The sequence below is a fragment of the Actinoplanes derwentensis genome (assembly GCF_900104725.1).
In the GTDB taxonomy this organism is placed as follows: Bacteria; Actinomycetota; Actinomycetes; order Mycobacteriales; family Micromonosporaceae; genus Actinoplanes; species Actinoplanes derwentensis.
Window position 1 is genome coordinate 7,555,301 of sequence record NZ_LT629758.1, and the last position, 20,740, is coordinate 7,576,040.

Genomic DNA, 20,740 nt, shown 5'->3' on the forward strand with positions numbered 1-20,740 from the left:
TCAGTGAGCCGGCCTTCTTCTTCATTACGGGTTCAGCTTCTCCGCACTTCAGCGCTCGATGTCGCCCTTGATGAAGGCCTCGACGGACGCGTGGGCGTCGTGGTCGCTGTACTGCACCGGCGGGGACTTCATGAAGTAGGACGACGCCGACAGGATCGGGCCGCCGACACCACGGTCCTTGGCGATCTTCGCGGCGCGGACCGCGTCGATGATCACGCCGGCCGAGTTCGGCGAGTCCCACACCTCGAGCTTGAGCTCGGCGTTCAGCGGGGTGTCACCGAAGGAACGACCTTCCAAGCGGATGTACGCCCACTTACGGTCGTCGAGCCACGGCACGTGGTCGGACGGGCCGATGTGCACGTCGCTCTTGATCATCTCGTGCGGGATCTGCGAGGTCACCGACTGGGTCTTCGAGATCTTCTTGGAGACCAGACGGTTGCGCTCCAGCATGTTCATGAAGTCCATGTTGCCGCCGAAGTTCAGCTGGTAAGTGCGCAGCAGCTCGACACCACGGTCTTCGAACAGCTTCGCCAGCGCGCGGTGCACGATGGTGGCGCCGACCTGGCTCTTGATGTCGTCACCGACGATCGGCACGCCCGCGTCCTGGAACTTCTTCGCCCAGACCGGGTCCGAGGCGATGAAGACCGGCAGTGCGTTGACAAACGCCACGTTCGCGTCGATCGCGGCCTGCGCGTAGAACTTGTCGGCCTCCTCGGAGCCCACCGGTAGGTAGGAGACCAGGACGTCGACCTCGGCGTCCTTCAGGGCCTGCACGATGTCGACCGGCTCGGCCGTCGACTCCTCGATGATCTCCCGGTAGTACGTGCCCAGACCGTCGAAGGTCGGGCCGCGCTGCACGGTGACGCCGGTCGGCGGCACATCGGTCAGCTTGATGGTGTTGTTCTCGCTGGCGACGATCGCCTCGCTGAGGTCCATGCCGACCTTCTTGGCGTCCACATCGAACGCCGCGACGAACTTCACGTCGGACACGTGGTAGTCGCCGAAGGTCACGTGCATGAGACCCGGGACGCGGTCGTTGGGGTCGGCGTCTTTGTAGTACTCCACGCCCTGGACTAGGGACGAGGCGCAGTTACCCACACCGACGATGGCGACGCGGACGGAGCCCATCGCGTTTGCCTCCTTGTTCATCACGGCCGGTCCTGGTGGGGACGCGGTGTTTCTGGGGAAGCCGCCCCGGTCGGCGGGCCGACAGCGGGAGCGGGGTTCGGAGCGCCGGCGAGACCGGCGCGATTGCGGAAGGCAGGAGTGCGCCCGGAGCGCTCGTTGGTGATCAGTTCCTCCAGCCAGCGGACCTCGCGCTCGCACGCCTCGAGCCCGTGACGCTGGAGCTCCAGGGTGTAGGCGTCGAGCCGGTCGGCGGCCCGGGCGAGGATCTCGCGCAGGCCCTCGCGCCGCTCCTCGATGCGCCTGCGGCGGCCCTCGAGGATGCGCAGCCGGGTGGCGGGGTCGGTGCGGGAGAAGAAGGTGAAGTGCACACCGAAGCCGGTGTCGTCATACGTCTCCGGGCCGGCCTGGGTCAGCAGATCGGCGAAGTGCTCTTTGCCCTCGGCCGTGATCTTGTAGACGACCCGTCCCCGTTTGCTGGTCATCGGGGGAATGATGCTGATCTCGGCCTCGGCCTCACTGATCCAGCCGGCGAGCTTCAGCCGCTTCAAAGTGGGGTAAAGAGTGCCATAACTGATCGCGGCCCGGAGTGTGCCGAGCTTGGTGGCCAGCTCCTTGCGGAGCTCGTAACCGTGCATCGGGGCCTCCTGAAGGAGACCGAGGATCGCCATGTCCAACATTGGCCCTCCCTCGAATCATGTCCCGATGTATCGGCCCGATACATCGCAACGGTAAATCGGGGCCGTCCGACGTGCAAGTCGGCGCGTCTGCGCAGTCGACGCGCCACGCTGAGTGATGGCGGTCGCCGGGGGCGCGGGGACCGCGTAGTCTCTTCGCCATGCGCACGCAGCGGCAGACAGTCGACTACTCGCTACAGAGGCGAGTGGTCCTGCGTGACGTTCGAAACGGCCGGATCGGCACGCTCGAGGTGTGCGACGCGTCTCCTTACTTGCGAAACGCGGCGACCTTCCACGGCGAGCCGACCGAAGTCCGGTGCCCGATCTGCCGCCGGGAAAACCTGACGCTGGTGCACTACGTCTATGGCGACGAACTCAAGCAGTCCGCTGGTCAGGCCCGGAAACTGGCCGAGCTGCCCAGTCTGGCGATGACTCTGCGTGAGTTTCAGGTCTTCGTGGTCGAGGTGTGCCGCTCGTGCTCGTGGAACCACCTCATCGAGAGGTTCGTGCTCGGCCGTGACGGCCTCACTACCGATGAGACATTGCAGACCGAAGCTATGGTCTCGTCCGGTGGTGGGGGATCCCGCCGGAATGGTCCGTCACACAGCGGGGAGGCCCGGCGATGAACCGGATCGATCCCGCTAACGTGTACCAGTTTGTGGCCGGTGTCCGGTCAATGCAGACAGATGACGAGGGGGCTGCCGGGACCGCAGCCCACAACGCCCGATCGAGGCGCAGTGTCAGGGCGGCCCTGCCGGGCCGTCGGGCCGCGCCCCCGCGACCGGTAGGTGTGAGGGAATGAACGCGTACGGCGATCCGCAGAACGCACGAGCCCGGGCCAGAGTGCCCGGGCCGTCCGCTGCTTCCACGCCTGGCGACGAACCAGTCGACGATGGCCGGCCCGCTCCGGACGCCTACCGGCGTCCAGCCGGTGCCGCCTCGGTCGGTGGGCCGGGCCGGGCGTCGGTGGGTTCCGCTAGTCCGGGCCGGGCGTCGGTGGGCTCTGCCTCCGTCGGCTCCGCGAGCCCCGGCCGTGCCTCGGTGGCCCCAGCGGCCCCGGGACGCGCCGTGGTGGGGTCCGCCAGCCCAGGACGCGCCTCGGTGGGTGCGGCGCAGGTCGGCGGCCGTGCCTCGGTGGGCCCTCCGCCCATCGGCGGCCGGGCCTCCGTGTCACCCGGCGGCGGTGGGCCCGGCGGGCCAGGTGGTCCGCCCGGTGGTGGATCCGGCGGCTCGGGTGGTTCCGGCGGCCGTAAGCCCCGGAACAAGGCCGACAAGAAGCACCGGCGCGCCAACATCCTGACCGCGGCCGCGGCCGTGCTCGTCATCATGCTGGGCGTCGGCATCGTCGGCGGAACGTACTTCTTCGACGACATCAAGCTACCGCAGGCCGAGCCTGAGGCGCAGATGAACAAGATCCTCACCTCGACCAACAAGGTGCTGGAGCAGACCGGTTCACCGCGCATCAACGTGCCGCCGGACCAGATCAGCAAGGTGATGCAGGACGCCGTCGCCGCCGCTGAGGACAACAACTTCTGGGACCACGAGGGCATCGACTTCAAGGGCATCATGCGTGCCGCGTGGAACAACTTCACCGGCGGTGAGCTGCAGGGCGCCTCCACGATCACCCAGCAGTACGCCCGGCACGTCGCTGACGAGAAGGACATCAGCTACAGCCGCAAGCTCCGGGAAGCGGTCATCGCCCGCAAGCTGGAGTCGGAGTACAACAAGACCCAGATCATGGGCATGTACCTGAACTACATCGACCTCGGTCGTGGCAGGTACGGCGCGGAGTCGGCCGCGAACGGCTACTTCGGCACCTCGGTCATCAACGGGGCCAAGAAGCCGATCACCATCGAGCAGGCCGCGGTGCTCGCCTCCATCATCAAGCAGCCCTATGCCACCAGCACACACCAGGGATACGACCCGGCGAACAACCCGACGGGTGCCCTGGAGCGGTGGGAATACACCATGGGCAAGATGTACGAGATGGGGGCGATCACCAAGGAGCAGTACGACGCCCGCAAGTACCCGAAGGCGCTCGCCCCGGCGAAGAGCAGCACGAACAACGTCGACGGCAAGCCGATCGGCATGGTCATGCGCCACGTGACCTACGAGCTGCACCAGCTCGGCATCACCGAGGAGATGCTGACCAAGGGTGGCTATACCGTCACCACCACGATCGTCCCGAAGGTACAGGCGGCAGCGGAGAAGGCCGGTTCCCGGCTGAGCAAGACCTCCCCGCTGTACAACCGGTCGAAGAAGATGCAGGCCGCGGTGATCGGTATCGACCCGAAGACCGGTGAGGTCCTCGGCATGTACGGCGGGGACAACCCGACCGGCACCGACTACGCCGGTTACATGTCCGGTAACGGCGAGGGTGTCCTGGACAACGCCGGCCAGTCGCCGGGCTCGACCTTCAAGATCTACACGCTGGCGGCCGGTCTGAAGGAGGACATCTCCTTCGACACGGTCTGGGACGGCACGAAGGAGCGGAACGGCGGCGGCAAGATCAGCAACGCCGGCGCATCCGACGCCAACACCTGTAACGGCAAGATCTCCTTCTGTGACCTGCGGACCGGCACGATCAAGTCCTACAACTTCCCGTTCTACTGGATCGCCGACACCATCGGTCAGGACAAGGTCATCGAGGCGGCGCGAGACGCCGGCGTCCAGACCATGTGGACCGACGACGCCAAGAAGATCGACCTGAACGATGCCACCGCCGCCAAGATGAAGAGCAGCTTCGACAACGAGGTCGCGTTCGGTCAGTACCGCGTCGTTCCGCTGGAACACGCCGCGGGTGTGGCCACGATCGTCAACCAGGGCGTCAAGCACGACGCGCACTTCATCAAGTCGATCAGCCAGCGGGACTCCAAGACCGGTGCCAACAAGGTCATCTACACCGCTTCGCAGAAGGGCAAGCGGGTCTTCCCCGAAGACCAGATGGCCGGCCTGGCCGACGTGCTCAAGGAGATCGCGAAGAAGAAGCCGCTAGCCAACGGCCGCCCGTCGATCGGTAAGAGTGGCACCTGGGAAATCAAGGTCGACGGCAAGAGCCTGAGCGGTGACACCTGGTTCGTCGGCGGCATCCCGCAGCTCGCGGCCACCGTCTGGGTCGGTGGCTCGCAGGGCCGTATCGCCTTGAAGGAGACGAACGACGAGAACATGTTCGGGTCCGGCACGCCGATGTCGATCTGGAAGGAATTCCTGGACACCTCCGCCGAGGCGATGAAGTGGGACAACGAATCCTTCCCGCCCGGTGTCAAGACCGGCCAGGACGACAAGGGCAACGGTGTCAAGCCGGTCGAGGTCGAGCTGCCGGCCCAGGACAACTCGCAATACTGCACGGCGTTGCCGGATGAGCCGATTTGTCAGACGACCGGTAACGATGACGATGACGATGACACCGACACCGACGGTAACAACGGTGGTGGTAACGGCGGCGGCCCCGGCAACCGCTAGCAACCCGTCCTGAAGAACGGCGCCCCTCCCGTACGGGAGGGGCGCCGTTTTCTCATGAGGACCTGCCGGTCACCCCCGGCGGCCGCCGATGCGGCATGATGCCAAAGCATGAGCGCGCAACCGCCCACCGAACGGCCTGACGTCTCGAGTGCCACCTCGGACGGATTCGTGCGGGGACTCTCCCAAGCCATCGGCGGGCCGCTCGGCGAACACGCGGTGCCACCGGAGACCCGGCCCGGGCGGTTCTGGACCGCGCCGCGGATCGTGATGGCGCTGGCCTGCCTGATCCTCGCCTTCTCCTGGGTGCAGAAGTCGCCCTGCATGGACGGCAACTGGCAGAACAACACCCAGTACACCCGGTACTGCTACACCGACGTGCTGGCGCTCTACTACGCCGAGGGCATCAACGAGGGCAAGGTTCCGTACAAGGACCACGCGGTGGAGTACCCGGTCGTCACCGGCTACTTCATGGGCGCGCTGGGGCTGCCGGTGCACGCGTACGGCGAGAAGAACCCCCAGATCAACCAGGGCAGCTGGTTCTACAACATCAACGCCCTGGTGCTCTCACTCCTCGCGGTCGCCGCCGTGGCGGTGGTACTCGCGCTGCGCCGCCGCCGCCCGTGGGACGCGGCGATCCTCGCGCTCTCCCCGATCGTGCTGTTCACCGCCACCATCAACTGGGACTACCTGGCGATCGGCCTGTTCGCCTTCGGTCTCTTCGCGTGGGTCCGGCAGCGGCCGATCCTGGCCGGAGTCCTCTTCGGTCTGGGCGGGGCGGCCAAACTGTGGCCGCTGTTCATCCTCGGGCCGATCCTCGTCCTGGCCCTGCGGAACGGCCGGCTGCGCCCGTTCATCAGCGCCTTCCTCGCCACCGGTGTCACCTGGCTGCTGGCCAACCTGCCGGTCATGGTGCTGTGGCACGAGAGCTGGCTGCGGTTCTTCCGGCTCAACTCGGAGCGGCCGATCGACTGGGGCACGTTCTGGTACATCGGGCGTTACCTGGACGGCAAGTGGAACTCCGGTGCGAGCGGCGACCAGGGCCCGTTCCAGTGGCTGAGTGATCACATCCCGACACTCAACATCCTGTCGTACGCCCTCTTCGCTCTGTGCTGCCTGGCGATCCTGCTGCTCGGGCTGCTCGCCCCGCGCCGCCCCCGGCTCAGCCAGCTCGCCTTCCTGGTGGTCGCGGCCTTCCTGCTCTTCAGCAAGGTCTGGTCCCAGCAGTACGTGCTCTGGCTCCTCCCGCTGATCGTTCTGGCCCGCCCGAAATGGGGCGCGATCCTGGCCTGGACCCTCGCCGAGATCGGGTACCTGGCCGCGTTCTACGCAGAGCTGATCGGCGCCGGCGGCAAGTCGGTCATCCCGGAGGGCACCTTCGTGCTCGCCTCCACGTTGCGCCTGGTCACCGTCGCGGTCCTGGTCGGCCTGGTGGTGCGGGAGATCTGGCGGCCGGAACTCGACGACGTGCGGGTCAGTTACGACGGTGCCGACCCGGACGCCGGGCCCGTCGACGGCCCCGAACATCCCTGGGTCACCGGGTTGCGCCGGTTCTTCGGGATGGGACCCTCGGCGGAAGCGCCGCAGCCACCACCGCCGCCGGTCCATCAGGACGAACCAGCGCCGGTCGTCTAGGGCCTCAGTTCAGGTAGAACACCACGGCGTCGTCCAGGTCTTCGCGCCGGATGCCCAGGCTGTCCACCGGACGGTCGGTGGCCTCCTCCCACACCGTGCCCTCGGCCAGGTCGCGCAGCAGCAGGACCTTGGTGACGCCCATCGAGATCAGGTAGTCCGAACTCGCGGCGTCCGGGAAGTTGGCGACCCGGGCCCGGAGTTCGGTCTGCTGCTGAGCGGCGAAGCCGCCACCACCGTTGGCGACCTGCTGGAACCGCGACGTCGTCCACAACTGCACGGTCTGGTCGGTCAGCTCGGCGGTGGGCAGGACCAGCATCGGGCCGGGCACCGTGCGCATCGACACCGGCTGGGCCGGGACGATCGGATGTGCCGTCGCGTTCCAGCCCTCCAGGACGACCAGGACCAGTGGTATCAAGGTGGCCAGGCGCAGCCACGGCCCCGGCCACGGCGGGATCCGCTGGGCGGCGAACTGCTCGGTCCGGCGGACCAGGTCGTCGACGGCACCCGCGGCCAGGATCGCCAGCAGCAACGTCACCCAGAGCATCAGGCGGCCGGGGATGCGCTGGTCGAAGGAGGCCGGGAAGTGGCCGAACAACGGCAGATAGGTCCAGCGGCCGTCGAAGAAGCTCGTGCCCAGGGTGAGGATCACCGCGACCGCCAGGCCGGTGACCAGCGCCAGCCGGTGCCGGAGCCGCCAGACCGACAGGAACAGTCCGGCGACCGCCAGCGCGTACAGGGCGAAGCCGGGCAGCAGTGACATCTCGGCGGCCCAGCCCAGCGACTCCCGGGGGACAGCGTGTGCGGCGCCCCAGATCCGTGACTCGGCCGGTCCGATCAGCAGACTCCGCAGCGGCGGGGAGAAGAAGGTGATCTCCTCGACCCGTGAGCCGGTGTTCAGAGCCCGGACGTAAGGCAGTGCGATCACCGAGCCGACCGCGATGAACGTCTGCACCCCCAGCGCGTTGACGACGATCAGCCACCAGGCGACGGTCGGCTTCTTCGGTGGGGCGGGCCGTCGCCGCCTCGCCGACTTGGCGGCTCTGGCACGGGCGGCCGCGGTGACCGGCCGTCGCGGACCGAAGAGCAGCCATCGTCGGCGCCCTTTCGGCTCCGGTAGCGGGCTCTCCAGCACGTCCACGCGGGTGACGTCGATCTTCGTGGATGTCAGTGCCGGTTCAGCGACCGGGGCCGGCTCTCCCGCTGCCGCTTTCCGGGTCGCCACCTTCGCGGCTCGGCGGGTGATCATGCGGTGCAGGTGGCGGTACACGGCGGCGACCAGGATGACGATCACGAGCAGGCCCAGCACGTACGCGAACGGAATCCCCAGCGAGAATCCCAGCGTGAGCTGCCAGGTCGCCACCAGCCATCCGCCCGCGGCCCAGCCGGCGTGCCGGCGGCCGGGCCGGAACCCGTACCGCAGGGAGTAGCCGTGTGCGCGTGCGAGCATCGCGAGCGCCACCGGGATGCCACCCGCCGAGATGATGTCGAGGTGGCCCTCCTGCGCCAGCCGCCAGGGGGCGTAGGCGAACGCGACGGCCGCCACCGCCGCTCCGGTACGCCGGGCGCCGAGCTGGCGCGTCAGGACGTAGGCGCCGAACACCAGCAGGGCGTGGGCCAGCACGAACAGCACGTTGTACCGGAGGATCGCGGCGGCCGGGCCGGTCCCGATCATCCCGGCGAACGCGTAGCCGACGAGGCTGTCGCCGAAGGCGAAGCTGAACGGTTCCGGATAGTAGGCGTTCGACTGCCACAACCGGACCGGATTGCTGCTCAGGATGTGCCCGGCCCAGGAGATCTGCCACGCCTGGCGAGCCGGGTCGCCCAGGTCCTGCGGCAGGGTGTAGAGCGGGTAACGCAGCGCCGGCCAGGTCATCGCCACGGCCAGCAGACAGGACGCGTAGACGGCCAGGGCGTACTCATGGATGAGTGCCCGCCCGAACCGGCGGGATCCGCGCCGGATCCGCCCCGGCCCCTTGTCCTGGGTGGCGGCGAACGCGGTCCACGGATCCGGTGGCGAGCCGGGCGGCCGGTCCGTGGGCAGTCTTCGCCGCTGCTTCGGCACCTTGCCGGTCCGCTGTGGAGGTTTCTCCGAAGCGGGCGGCGCGGTCGCGATCGGCTGCGGCTTCTCGGTCATGACTCTCCCCGGCGGCGGTGCGTCAGTTGCCCGCCCGCTCCCGCAGAAGGGCGATGTCGGCGGTCTGACCCTCCACCCCGCCCGGCGTCTCCACAATGGCCGGAGCCCCGGACGCGCGGATCGCGGCCACCACCAACTCGGGGTCGATCTTCCCATTCCCGAGGTTGTCGTGCCGGTCCTGACCCGAGTCGAATCCGCCCTTCGAATCGTTGGCGTGGATCAGGTCGATCCGGCCGGTGATCGCCTTGACCCGGTCGACGATGCCGGGCAGTTCCTCCCCACCGGCGAACGCATGGCACGTGTCCAGGCAGAACCCGGCCCCGAACGAGCCGACCGCCTCCCACAGCCGGGCCAGATCGTCGAACCGGCGGGCGCACGCGTTGTCGCCGCCGGCCGTGTTCTCGATCAGGATCGGGAGGGGCAGGCCGCCTTCGCTCTCCGCATACTCGAAGGCCTTCCGCCAGTTCGTGAAACCGTCGGCCAGATCGGCGCCCTTGCCGACGTGGCCGCCGTGCACGATCAGACCTTTCGCACCCAACTCGGCAGCGGCCCGGGCGTGCGCCATCAGCAGTTTGCGGCTGGGGATGCGGATGCGGTTGTTGGGGGAGGCGACGTTCACGATGTAGGGCGCGTGCACGTAGACGTCCACCTCGGAGGCCCGGATCAGTGCGGCGTCCTCGCGTGGTTTGGGGGAGTTGTATTTCTGTGGGTCGGTCAGGAAGAACTGCACCGCCTCGGCGCCACGGGCGGCGGCCTCGGCCAGCGGGTCGGCTTGATCGACATGGGCTCCGATGCGCATGGGAGGAGCCTACGACGCGGGTACGACGGTTTCCCCTCGCGTCACCGGGCTCGTCCACCCGTCGTTACCCCCGGTGATCCGACTGGACGGAACGCCGGCTCTTGATCGGCGGTGAACTGGGGGATGACGCATGTCGCGACGGTTCCGACACCGGATGACGGCACTGGGGCTGAGCGGGCTCATCCTCGGTGCACCGTTTCTCCTCAGTGGGACCGCGAGCGCCGGACAGCCCGGTGGCGACGGCCGTCAGGTCAGTTTCGGCGGCGGTGGCGTGTTCGGCCTGTCCTGTGGTTCCCAGCCGAGCGTCGAGGCGATGACGGTCCCGGCCGGCAGCGTGGTCCGGGTGGTCAACCGGACCGGGCACGCCGCGAAGCTCCGGCTCGACGGTTCGCCGCGGGGGACGATCCCGGCGGACGGCGTGGCCGAGGTGGTCTTCCGTCGCGGGGCCACTCCGGTGCTGCTGACGCCGGTCTGCGCGTTCGGCGCGGACGAGGGGCTGCCGGTGCTGGTCACGACCGCTCCGTCGGCCGTCGCCGAGGACCCGGATCCGAAACCCGGAGCTCCGGGGGACGGCGCCGCCACGATCATCTCCAAGTCGGCCGGCAAGGCTTCGCCCTCGCGTACCGCCGCGGGCTCCCGACGGACCGCCACGGCCTCTCGCCCGGCTCGTACCGCCAAGAAGGACTCCCGTCGCGGCGCCCGGCGCCCGGCTGAGCCGGCCCCGGCGACATCCGTGCGGACCGCGACCACCGCGGCGCAGCCGGAACCCCGGGACGACGTCACCGCCAGGCTGAAGACCAGACCCAAACCCCGGCCAGGACCCATTGCCGGTACGGGGGACGAAGCGCCCGCCTTCACCGGCATGCCCCCGGGCGGCCGGGCGGCGTTCCTGCCCGGCACGTCGGCCGGTTCGGAGGCCCCGTACCAGGCCGGAGTGGTGCCGCCGTTCACCGAGACGGATTACGTGGCGGCCCTGGGACTGGAGCCCGAGACGGGTGGGCCGTCGGATCTCGGCTCGGCCGCGTCGGTCACGATGGTCGGGCGGATCGAGGACGGACCTCCGGTGGGGCTGCTCGCGCTGACCGCCGTGGTCTGCGTACTCGGCGTAGCGACTGCGGCAATTCGGTCAATTGTGTCACAACGTGCATCTCGTACAAATATGGCGTAAGGTGGCTTTTGAAAGCTCCGCGGGGCGGACGTGCCCAACCTCATCGGTGTGGTCGTTCCTCCCCAGGTCCCACCCAACGAATCGGGCCGGACGTCCCGCGGCTTAACGATGACGACGGCCCCGTCCACGGACGGGGCCGTCGTTTTTGGGTCACGGGCCGGACCTGGGTATGCTGGCTCGGTTCGCAGTGTGTTCGCCGTGGGCGCTACTCACCCACGGTTTATTTCTGCGTGCGACACAAGACCTCCTGCCACGGAAATTCCGTGGCCGCATAGCCCACAGGAGGTGAGAACGTCTTGCGTCATTACGAACTCATGGTGATCCTCGACCCTTCGCTCGAGGAGCGCACCGTTGCTCCGTCGCTCGACCAGTACCTGAACGTGATCAGGACCGCGGGTGGCTCGGTGGAGAAGCTCGACGTCTGGGGCCGTCGCCGGCTCTCGTTCGAGATCAACAAAAAGGCTGAGGGCATCTACGCGGTCGTTGACCTGCAGGCGACGCCCGAGGCCGTGGCCGAGCTGGACCGTCAGCTCCGGCTCAACGAGTCCATCCTGCGCACCAAGGTCATCCGTCCCGAGACCCGCTGAGGCGTTTTTTGTCAGAGGGTCCTGAGACCCTTTGCGTCAACGACTTGAGCGGCGAGGAGAAGTTTCATGGCTGGAGAAACCGTAATCACGGTTGTTGGCAACCTCGTCAACGACCCTGAGCTGCGCTACACCAACTCCGGTGCGGCTGTCGCCACGTTCCGCGTCGCTTCGACGCCGCGGACGCTGGACCGGCAGTCGGGCGAGTGGAAAGACGGCGAGCCACTCTTCCTCACCTGCAACATCTGGCGTGAGGCCGCGGAGCACTGCACCGAGTCGCTGCAGCGTGGCGCCCGGGTGATTGTGCAGGGCCGGTTGCGGCAGCGGTCTTACGACACCAAAGAGGGAGAGAAGCGCACCGTCTACGAGCTCGAGGTCGACGAGATCGGCCCGTCACTGCGCTACGCCACGGCGAAGGTGCAGAAGGCGAGCAGGTCCGGTGGCGGCGGGGGTGGCTTCGGCAACTCCAGCGGCGGCTTCGGTTCCGGTGGTGGCGGCGGCGGTGGCAACCGGCAGTCCGGGGGCAACAGCAACTCCGGCGGCGGTGGTCGTGGCGGTAACAACGACTTCGCCGACGACCCCTGGGCGACGGCGGCCCCGGCTTCCAGTGGCAACCGCTCCGGCGGTGGCAATGGTGCCGGCGGTGGCAACTCCTCGTTCGACGACGAGCCTCCCTTCTGAGCCCACGGGCTCTTCAGGATCACAAACAGGAGTTTGAGCAATGGCTAAGGCTGCGGCGCTTCGCAAGCCGAAGAAGAAGGTGAACCCGCTCGACAAGGACGGGATCACCTACATCGACTACAAGGACACCGCTCTCCTGCGGAAGTTCATCTCCGACCGCGGCAAGATTCGTGCCCGCCGCGTCACCGGTGTGACCTCCCAGCAGCAGCGTCAGATCGCCCGTGCCGTCAAGAACGCCCGTGAGATGGCGCTCCTGCCGTACACGGCCACGGCTCGCTGAGAGGGGGCACCGAGATGAAGATCATCCTTACTCAGGAAGTTTCCGGCCTCGGCACCCCCGGCGACATCGTCGAGGTGAAGAACGGTTACGGCCGTAACTACCTTCTCCCCCAGGGGTTCGCGATTCTGTGGACCAAGGGCGCGGAGAAGCAGGTCGTCGTGATCAAGCGGGCCCGCGAGGCTCGTGAGATCCGTGACCTGGGCCAGGCCAACGAGGTCAAGGGACAGCTGTCCGGCCTCAAGGTCACGCTGAAGGCGCGCTCCGGCACCGGTGGCCGCCTGTTCGGCTCGATCACCCCGGCCGAGATCGTCGACGCGGTCAAGGTCGCGGGCGGTCCGGCTCTCGACCGCCGTCGTCTCGAGCTCCCTGGTCACATCAAGACCACGGGTTCGTACAACGTGCAGGTCCGGCTCCACCCCGAGGTGACCGCGACGTTCCCCGTGAACGTGGTGGCTGCCAAGTAGTCTCCGACTACGCGCACAACGGCGCGCTGGGCCTCTGGCCTGGCGCGCCGTTCGTGTTCCCACGGCCTCGTTGCCTCCGGCCTCGCTGCTTCACGAGCGGCCGCCCGGGCGTCGGGCTCACGAGCGGCCGTCGGGGCGCCGGCCGCGCTAGCTGAGGCTGTTGCCGCTGATGGCGGAGCTGAGCACGGTGGCCAGGCCGCCACCCACGACCGCGGCGGCCAGGCCGACACTCGCCGACTTCCAGGCCGTCGTGATCGAGCGCAGGCCGTAGGCGAGCATCATGCTCACGACCAGGGCGATACCGAACCCGGGAGCGGCGTCGGTGAGCGTGTTCAGCGCGTTGGTGCGCTGGCCGGAGTCGAGCAGCAGAATGCCGACGCCGAAGAGCACGACCGGGATGCCGTACCAGACAGCGGTGTAACCGACCGCGGCCAGCGGGCTGCCGGTCTCTTCCTCTTCCTCGTCGTCATCCGGATCGAGCAGGTCGCCCGGCGCCGTGCTGGTCGTGAAGTAGTCGTCACTGACCGGCCGGCGCTCGTACGAACCGGTGCCCTGGAACGCGCCGGTGGAACGCCGCGGCGGCCAGGAGGTGTCCTCCTCGACAGCAAGAGCCGTCCCGCCCCCGGAGGGCAGGGCATCCGCCGCGCCGGCGCCGGGCGCCAGGGAGATCACCGAAGTGGCACTCAGGGCCAGATTCGACGTTCCGTCGACCGAGGCTGAGCCACTTGGCCGAAAGGGAGGAAAGTCCGACGTGCTGTAACGGCGGGACTCGCCCTCGGTGGGTTCTCCAGACAACTGTCGACGCCAGTCGGTCTCACCGTCCTGCCCGGCGCCCGCGCTGCGATAGTCGGCACCGCGCCGGTCGGCGCGTTCAGCGGCGAGCCAGTCCGCCAGAGGCGGGCGGCCACCGAATCCACCACCAGCAGGCGGCGGGTCGTCACGATCGTCGTAGCCGCGCCGTGCGGGCGGCTGCTCACTGAGCGGATCCGGCCAGCGTGCGGTCAGCTCGTCAGCCGCCGGGCCGTAAGCGGGTTTCTGCTGCTCGGTCCAGCTAGGTGCGGCACTTCCAGCCGGCAGTTCCCGAGCCCCGTACGCGGGACGGCCCGGCTCGGCCTGCTCCGGCCGACGGGATCCGCCACCGCCCGGCGCGTCGTAGCCGGGCGACTGGGACGGGATCCGGGGCCCGCCGTACGACGGCCCCTGCTGCTGTTCCTGGTCGCGCCACGCCGGGCCGCTGACCGGCCGGGCCGGCTGATTCCAGGAGGGCTCGCCACCGGGCCGCTGCGCAGGCGGCCGACGGTCCGGTTCGGCCCGCGACGGGTCCGGTCGCCGCTCCTGGTCCGACCACGAGGAATCAGTGCCAGGAGCGCCGTAGGCGGCTCGCTGCGCGCTTTGCTGCCCCCGCTCCTGATCCGCCCATGCCGGGCTGCTGACGGGCCGCTGAGGGCGCTCTTGGTCGTCCCATGAGGGGCCGCCGGATCGCTGCTGCCGGTCCTGGCGTTCCTGGTCGGCCCACGAGCTGCCACCGGATCGGTCCGGCCGTTCCTGGTCCGCCCAGGAAGGCCCGCCGGATCGGTCCTGCCGGTCCGGGCGTTCCTGGTCGGCCCACGAAGGCGCGTTGCCGGGGCGCTGCTGCCGTTCCTGGTCGGCCCATGACGGGGCCGCGGACGACGCGGGAGCCACCGGAGACGGGTTGCTGTCGCCGTACGCCGACGGTCCTGCCGGTAGCTCTCGCTGCGGACCGCCGAAAGCGGGCCGCTGAGGCTGCGCGGACGGTCCGGCCGGAAGTTCTCGCTGCGGACCGCCGAAAGCGGGCCGCTGAGGCTGTGCCGGCGGTCCGGCCGGAAGTTCCCGGGCACTACCGAACCCGCTGCGCCGCTGCTGCGGAGGCGGGTAGGACTGCTCGTAACCCGACGGCTCCTGCTGCCACCGGGGGTCGTCAGCGGGCGACTCGTCCTGGTAGCCGGAACGGCGCGGATCGGGGTCCTGCCACTGCGGCGGCCGGGGACCGGGACGCCCGCCATCGGGCGACGGGTACTCCTCGGGAGCGCCACCGCGACGACGGCCTGACCGGGGCTCGGGTTCGGACCGCCAGGACTCGGCGCCCATCGGCTCATCGAAACGCTGCGGCCCCGGACCGGCGTCACCGGCACGCCGACGGCCGGCGGGATCCTCGCCGCGCCAGCCGGTCGGTTCCTCGCCACGGCGGCGACGGCCATCGTCGGGCGGGCCGGGAAGTGCGCCGGGGCCGGGCATGGCGCTCCGGGGCCGGTTGCCGGGCATGTCGCCGGACGGCGCGTTGTTCGGAACGGCGCTGGTCGGCCAGCCTGGACCACCATCGGCCCGGGCATCGGGCATCGGGCCGCCGGGTACACCGCCGGACGGCTCGCCCCGGCGGGCGCGTCGGCCGGTCGGCTCCTCCTCGGGCTCCGGGGCGGGCTTGACGGCATCGCGGCGAGCCGCCTCGGCACGCCACGCCAGCACTCGGGGGTCGTCCTCGGCGCGGCTCCACTGGCCGGTGTCCGGGTCCCGGGTCCAGTTGCTGGTGTCCTGATCGCCGTCCCATGAGGCGGTGTCCTCACGCCAGTTGGTCGGGTTGGCGTTGTACCGCGGGCGGCTCTGTCCCGGACCACGTTTCGCACCGGCCTCCCGGCGCCCGGTGTCCTCAGGACGCCCCAGGTCGGTGCGGGAGCGGTCGGGCCGCCCTAGATCAGTCCGGGACTGGTCGATTCGGGACTGGTCGGGGCGCGACAGGTCACCGCGTGACAAATCCGCACGTGACAGGTCAGCACGTGACAGCTCAGCACGTGACAGGTCCGCGCGAGATTGGTCCGCGCGAGATTGGTCCGCGCGGGAGAGGTCCGCGCGGGAGAGGTCCGCGCGTGACAAATCGGTGCGGGACAGGTCCGCGCGGGATTGGTCGGCGCGGGATGGGTCTGTGCGGGAGAGGTCGGCGCGGGCGGGCTCGGGGCGGGTCTCCTCGGCGCGGCGGCGGTCGCGGCGTGACGGCGTGCCGGACCGGGTGCCCCAGCTCGGCGCTGCCGGGCCGTCCCCGGGCCCGGAGAAGGCCGTGATGTTGCCGGTGTCGGTGTGCCCGGCCCACCCGCCGGTCGTTTCGGACCCGCTGGTCCAGCCGGTGCCCCCGGACGGTGCGGTGCCACTCTCGGCGGCACGCCGGCGGCCGGCCCGGGTGGGCCGCTCGCTGTAGTCGGCCTCGCGGCGCCAGGCGGCCCGGTCGTCCTCCCGGACCAGGTGCCGGGCGTCGTCGGCGGCCGAACGCTGCCAGCCGGGCGCGTCGGTGCGCTCCCACCGGGTGATGCCACCGGTGTTCTCACCGGGCGGCGTGCGGTCGGCACGATCCGACCGGGAGGTCCCGGAGACCGGGGCGGTGGACCAGGAGCCACTGTCCTCGTCCCGGCGCCGGGATTGTCCCGAACCGGACGGCTGCTGCCAGGACGGAGTCTGCTGCGGTTGCTGCCAGGACGGTGCCGGGGTGGAGGGTTCCTGCCACGAGGGGGTCCGGCCGGACGGCTGCTGCCACGACGGCGTCTGCGCGGACGGCTGCTGCCACGACGAACTGCCCGACGACCAGGTCTGCTCGACCGGGGTGGTCGCGGACGGCCCGTCGGACCGCCGCCGCCAGGACGTCGAGTTGTCCGGATCGCTGCGCTGCCAGGACGCCGAATTGTCCGGGTCATTGCGCTGCCACGACCCTGAGTTGTCCGGGTCGTAGCGCTGCCGGGGCGGTGTCTCGGGCTCGGACTGCCGCCAGGACGGTGCCGGTTCCGGTGCCGACTGCCGCCACGACGGAGTCGGGTCGGGTGATGCCGGCGCTGGTGACTGCTGCCAGGACGGTGCCGGATCCGGTGCCGACTGTCGCCACGACGGCTGGTCGGTGGCGGACTGTCGCCACGACGGTGTCTGCTCGGCCGCCGACTGCCGCCCGGATGTCGTCTGGTCCGCCGCCGACTGCCGCCAGGACGGGGTCTGGTCGGCGGGTGCCTGTCGCCAGGACGGGATCTCGGGCTCGGGCTCGGCCCCCGGGGTCGGCCACGCCGTCCCGGTGATCGCCGGCTGGTCCCGGCTGCTCAGGTCTCGGCTGCCGGGGTCCCGGCCGTTCGGTTCGTCCTCGTCGTCGCCCTGCCAGGACTCGGTGGTGGAACGCCACACGTGCGAGCCGGTAGAGGAGCGCCACTCGGTGGTCTGCCGCCAGCGAGCCCCGGTGGCGCGCCACTCGGCGGTCTGGGTGCGCCAGCCGGCGCCGTCGGCCGGGAAGGTGGGCCGGCCGGTCGTGCTGACCTCGGCGGACCACCGGTTCGCCGGCTCGATGGCCTGGCCGCCGCCGTTGTACGGCTCGACCTCGGCCTGCTGGGCCCAGTCGTCGGCCCGGCGCTGCCAAGTGAGTGCTTCGTCGCTCGGCGCCATGCTTCCGGTGTCGGTGAGTGACGACCAACGAGGCTCTGGATCTTGAGGCTCCGGGTCACGGGTGGGCCAAGACCCCGCAGCGCGCCTACTGCGCGACATGCGGGTGCTGTAGTCCCACTCCCGTTGGTCCACGTCAAAAGGGTGACGTGCGCGAGGCAGAACCGCAACGCCTCAGCGCGACTGCTTGCTCACTGGAGCCAGTATTTCAGCAGATCCGGAACCTTTTCTGCCCTCCGCAGGTGTGCACAACGAAACACCTGGTCGAGTTCGTTTTTGCCAAAAGTTATCCACACCGTATTCACAGGGCTACCCACAGGAGCTGCCGGAGTTGTCCACAGGTTGTCCAGAGGCTCGTCCACCGCGGCAGTTGGGCCGGAGGCAGCGGGATTCGTACAGTGGTCCAGCCTCACATGCGGACTTGATCGGATCGAAGCGCTGAATCCTGCGACGAACCCGTCGAATGGGTTGTACCGAGGCGGTTCGATCGAGCACGCAGTGTGGCCGAGTGGAGGGGGAGTTCGGGTGTCGATCACCGACGACGCGAGACCTGAGTCACGGCCGCCAGCCGCATCCGGGGGCGGGGGCGGCTCCTTCAACGGGGGCGGTGGCAAGGGCAAAGGTCCGCAGGACGGTGGCGGGGGCGGTGGTGGTGGCGGGTTCGACAAGGCGCCACCGCAGGATGTCGCGGCCGAGCAGGGTGTGCTCGGCGGCATGCTCCTCTCCAAGGACGCCATCGCCGACGTCGTCGAGATCCTCAAGGTCGCCGACTTCTACCGGCCGGTCCACGCGACGATCTACGACGTCGTCCTCGAGCTGTACGGTCGTGGTGAGCCGGCCGACGCCTTGACCGTGGCCGCGGCGCTCGCCGATTCCGGTGAGCTGGGGCGCATCGGCGGCGTGCCCTACCTGCACACGCTGATCGAGAGCGTGCCGACCGCAGCGAACGCGTCGTACTACGCCCGGATCGTCTCCGAACGTGCCATTCTGCGCCGCCTGGTCGAGGCCGGGACCAAAATCGTGCAACTCGGTTACGGTACGGGTGGCAACGGCGGCCGCGACGTTGACGACATCGTCGACCTCGCCCAGCAGGCCATCTACGACGTCACTGAGAAACGTGTCAGCGAGGACTTCGCAGCCCTAGGTGACATGCTCCAGCCGACCCTCGACGAGATCGAGGCGGTGGGCGCTTCCGGTGGCATGATGACCGGTGTGCCGACCGGGTTCCAGGACCTGGACCGGCTGCTGAACGGGTTGCACGCCGGCCAGCTGATCATCGTGGCCGGCCGCCCGGGTCTCGGTAAGTCGACCGCGAGTATGGACTTCGCCCGTAACGCGGCGATCCAGCACGGTCACGCCAGTGCCATCTTCTCGCTCGAAATGAGCAAGATCGAGATGGTGATGCGGTTGCTCTCCGCGGAGGCGCGGGTTCCGCTGCACACGCTGCGATCGGGTCAGCTCTCCGACGACGACTGGACGAAACTGGCCCGGCGGATGGGCGAGATCAGTCAGGCGCCGATCTTCGTCGATGACACACCCAACATGAACCTGATGGAGATCCGGGCCAAGGCGCGACGTCTCAAACAGCGTCACAACCTACGGCTGCTGGTGATCGACTATCTCCAGCTGATGTCCTCACCGAAGAAGACCGAGAGCCGTCAGCAGGAGGTCTCGGAACTCTCCCGTGGTCTGAAACTGCTGGCCAAGGAGATCGAATGCCCGGTGATCGCGGTGAGCCAGCTGAACCGTGGCCCCGAGCAGCGCACCGACAAGCGCCCCCAGCTGTCCGATCTGCGCGAATCGGGCTGTCTGACCGCGGCGACCCGGGTCATGCGTGCCGACGACAACAGCGAGGTCACCCTTGGGGAGTTGCTCGCCTCGGAGAGCCGTGACATTCCAGTCTGGGCACTCAATGATCGACTTCAATATACGCCTCGGACGATGACGCACGTCTTCCCCAGCGGCTGCAAGCAGGTTTACCTGCTGACTCTCGCTTCGGGTAAGCGGATCGAGGCTACCGCCAACCATCCGTTCCTGACCCTGCACGGTTGGAAGCCTCTCGGTGAACTGGTCGTCGGAGATCGGCTCGCCGCGCCACGACACGTGCCACCGCCCCTGTTGCTGAGGCCTTGGGTGGAGCCCGAGTTGGTGCTGCTCGCTCACATGCTGGGCGACGGCTCCTTCGTTCGCCGGCAGCCCATCCGCTACGCCAGCGTGGACGAGCTCAACCTGACCGCGGTGGCCGAAGCGGCGAAACACTTCGGTGTCACCGCAGTGCGCGACGAGTACGCGGCTACGCGAGTCACTACTTTGCGTCTTCCCGCGCCGTACCGGTTGGCGCGCGGCAGCCGCAATCCGATCGCCGAGTGGCTGGACGACCTAGGGTTGTTCGGCTTGCGGTCGCACGAGAAGTACTTGCCTGAGCGGCTCTTCTCCATACCTAAGGAGCAGGTCAGGCTCTTTCTCCAGCACCTTTGGGCGACCGATGGCTCAGTCACAGTCAACAAGGCCGGCACGGGAGGCCGCATCTACTTCGGTTCGACCAGTCGGCCGATGCTGGAAGGCATCTCCCGGCTGCTGCTCCGGTTCGGTATCACTGGTCGGCTGCGTGTTGTGCGGGTGGAACGTCATCGGCCGCAGTTCACTCTCGATGTCTCGGGGCGCGACGATCAGTTGCGTTTCCTTCGGGAGATCGGGGTCTTCGGCGGTCGGTCGGCTCAGTGCGAAAGCTTGCTGGCGGTGCTGGAGAACTCGCGGAGTAACACGAACGTGGACACCGTGCCCCGGGAGATCTGGGACGAGGTCCGCACGATCCTCTTGGACAAGGGGATGACGCACCGTGAGTTTGCTGCGGCGATTGACGTCCAGTTCTGTGGGAGCACTCTGTGGAAACACGCGCCAAGTAGGCAGCGACTGGCCCGGATCGCGGATGTTCTGGAGAGTGCTGAACTCGAGCTGCATGCCACGAACGATGTCTTCTGGGACGAGATCGCCTCGGTGGAGAGCCTTGGTGAGCAGGAGGTCTACGACGCCACGGTGATGGGAACGCACAACTTCATCGCGAACGGCATCGCCACCCACAACTCGATTGAGCAGGATGCTGACGTGGTGATCCTGCTGCACCGCGATGACTACTACGACAAGGAATCGCCTCGGGCAGGTGAGGCCGACTTCATCGTTGCCAAGCACCGTAACGGGCCGACTGACACGGTTACGGTGGCCGCGCAGCTGCACCTGTCGCGCTTCGTCGACATGGCTATCTGAGATCGGTATGGCTATCTGAGATCGGTATGTCGATCTGAGACCGGCAAC

At 68.7% G+C, this 20,740-nt stretch carries 14 protein-coding genes; 9 read left to right on the forward strand and 5 right to left on the reverse strand.

The features are described 5' to 3' along the window. Positions 1-48 precede the first annotated feature (48 nt). A complete protein-coding gene (locus tag BLU81_RS33410) occupies positions 49-1,128 on the reverse strand; it encodes an inositol-3-phosphate synthase (protein ID WP_092557997.1) in 1,080 nt (359 codons plus the stop codon). 20 nt (positions 1,129-1,148) lie between these two features. Continuing rightward, positions 1,149-1,805, reverse strand: coding sequence for a PadR family transcriptional regulator (locus BLU81_RS33415; protein ID WP_092550364.1), 657 nt, complete (start codon positions 1,803-1,805; stop codon positions 1,149-1,151). Between the two features lie 158 nt (positions 1,806-1,963). On the opposite strand from BLU81_RS33415, the gene BLU81_RS33420 reads away from it, so the two are divergent. The 3 genes from BLU81_RS33420 (at position 1,964) to BLU81_RS33430 (ending at position 6,896) form a co-directional block, all read left to right on the forward strand. Then, the gene (locus BLU81_RS33420; protein ID WP_092550367.1) at positions 1,964-2,428 is read left to right on the forward strand and encodes a DUF5318 domain-containing protein; all 465 of its coding nucleotides are present in this window, start codon (positions 1,964-1,966) and stop codon (positions 2,426-2,428) included. Positions 2,429-2,903: 475 nt separating this feature from the next. Continuing rightward, positions 2,904-5,264, forward strand: a complete 2,361-nt coding sequence (locus BLU81_RS33425; protein ID WP_231953621.1) for a transglycosylase domain-containing protein — start codon at positions 2,904-2,906, stop codon at positions 5,262-5,264. Positions 5,265-5,372: 108 nt separating this feature from the next. Next, positions 5,373-6,896 (forward strand): glycosyltransferase family 87 protein, encoded by a 1,524-nt coding sequence (locus tag BLU81_RS33430; RefSeq protein ID WP_092550373.1) that lies wholly within the window; start codon positions 5,373-5,375, stop codon positions 6,894-6,896. Positions 6,897-6,900: 4 nt separating this feature from the next. Here BLU81_RS33430 and BLU81_RS50990 read toward each other — a convergent pair whose 3' ends face one another. Together BLU81_RS50990 and BLU81_RS33445 are read right to left on the reverse strand one after the other, a co-directional pair. Then, positions 6,901-9,030, reverse strand: a complete 2,130-nt coding sequence (locus tag BLU81_RS50990; protein ID WP_231953622.1) for a hypothetical protein — start codon at positions 9,028-9,030, stop codon at positions 6,901-6,903. Positions 9,031-9,052: 22 nt separating this feature from the next. Further along, on the reverse strand, positions 9,053-9,829 hold the full coding sequence (locus BLU81_RS33445; protein ID WP_092550376.1) for a deoxyribonuclease IV: 777 nt from the start codon (positions 9,827-9,829) through the stop codon (positions 9,053-9,055). A gap of 130 nt (positions 9,830-9,959) precedes the next feature. Here BLU81_RS33445 and BLU81_RS33450 point away from each other — a divergent pair, with 130 nt between their 5' ends. The 5 genes from BLU81_RS33450 (at position 9,960) to rplI (ending at position 13,006) form a co-directional block, all read left to right on the forward strand. After that, on the forward strand, positions 9,960-10,997 hold the full coding sequence (locus BLU81_RS33450; protein WP_157751878.1) for a hypothetical protein: 1,038 nt from the start codon (positions 9,960-9,962) through the stop codon (positions 10,995-10,997). 296 nt (positions 10,998-11,293) lie between these two features. Beyond that, on the forward strand, positions 11,294-11,584 hold the full coding sequence (rpsF, locus tag BLU81_RS33455; protein WP_014448192.1) for a 30S ribosomal protein S6: 291 nt from the start codon (positions 11,294-11,296) through the stop codon (positions 11,582-11,584). A gap of 66 nt (positions 11,585-11,650) precedes the next feature. Continuing rightward, on the forward strand, positions 11,651-12,262 hold the full coding sequence (locus BLU81_RS33460; RefSeq protein WP_092550382.1) for a single-stranded DNA-binding protein: 612 nt from the start codon (positions 11,651-11,653) through the stop codon (positions 12,260-12,262). 40 nt (positions 12,263-12,302) lie between these two features. Then, the gene (gene rpsR / locus BLU81_RS33465) at positions 12,303-12,542 is read left to right on the forward strand and encodes a 30S ribosomal protein S18 (protein ID WP_007073789.1); all 240 of its coding nucleotides are present in this window, start codon (positions 12,303-12,305) and stop codon (positions 12,540-12,542) included. Positions 12,543-12,556: 14 nt separating this feature from the next. Further along, on the forward strand, positions 12,557-13,006 hold the full coding sequence (gene rplI / locus BLU81_RS33470; RefSeq protein WP_092550385.1) for a 50S ribosomal protein L9: 450 nt from the start codon (positions 12,557-12,559) through the stop codon (positions 13,004-13,006). Between the two features lie 147 nt (positions 13,007-13,153). Here rplI and BLU81_RS33475 read toward each other — a convergent pair whose 3' ends face one another. Next, positions 13,154-17,431 (reverse strand): pentapeptide repeat-containing protein, encoded by a 4,278-nt coding sequence (locus BLU81_RS33475; protein WP_092550388.1) that lies wholly within the window; start codon positions 17,429-17,431, stop codon positions 13,154-13,156. Between the two features lie 273 nt (positions 17,432-17,704). On the opposite strand from BLU81_RS33475, the gene BLU81_RS33480 reads away from it, so the two are divergent. Further along, entirely contained in the window at positions 17,705-20,692 is a 2,988-nt protein-coding gene (locus tag BLU81_RS33480) for a replicative DNA helicase (protein WP_331717467.1), read from the forward strand. Positions 20,693-20,740 lie beyond the last annotated feature (48 nt).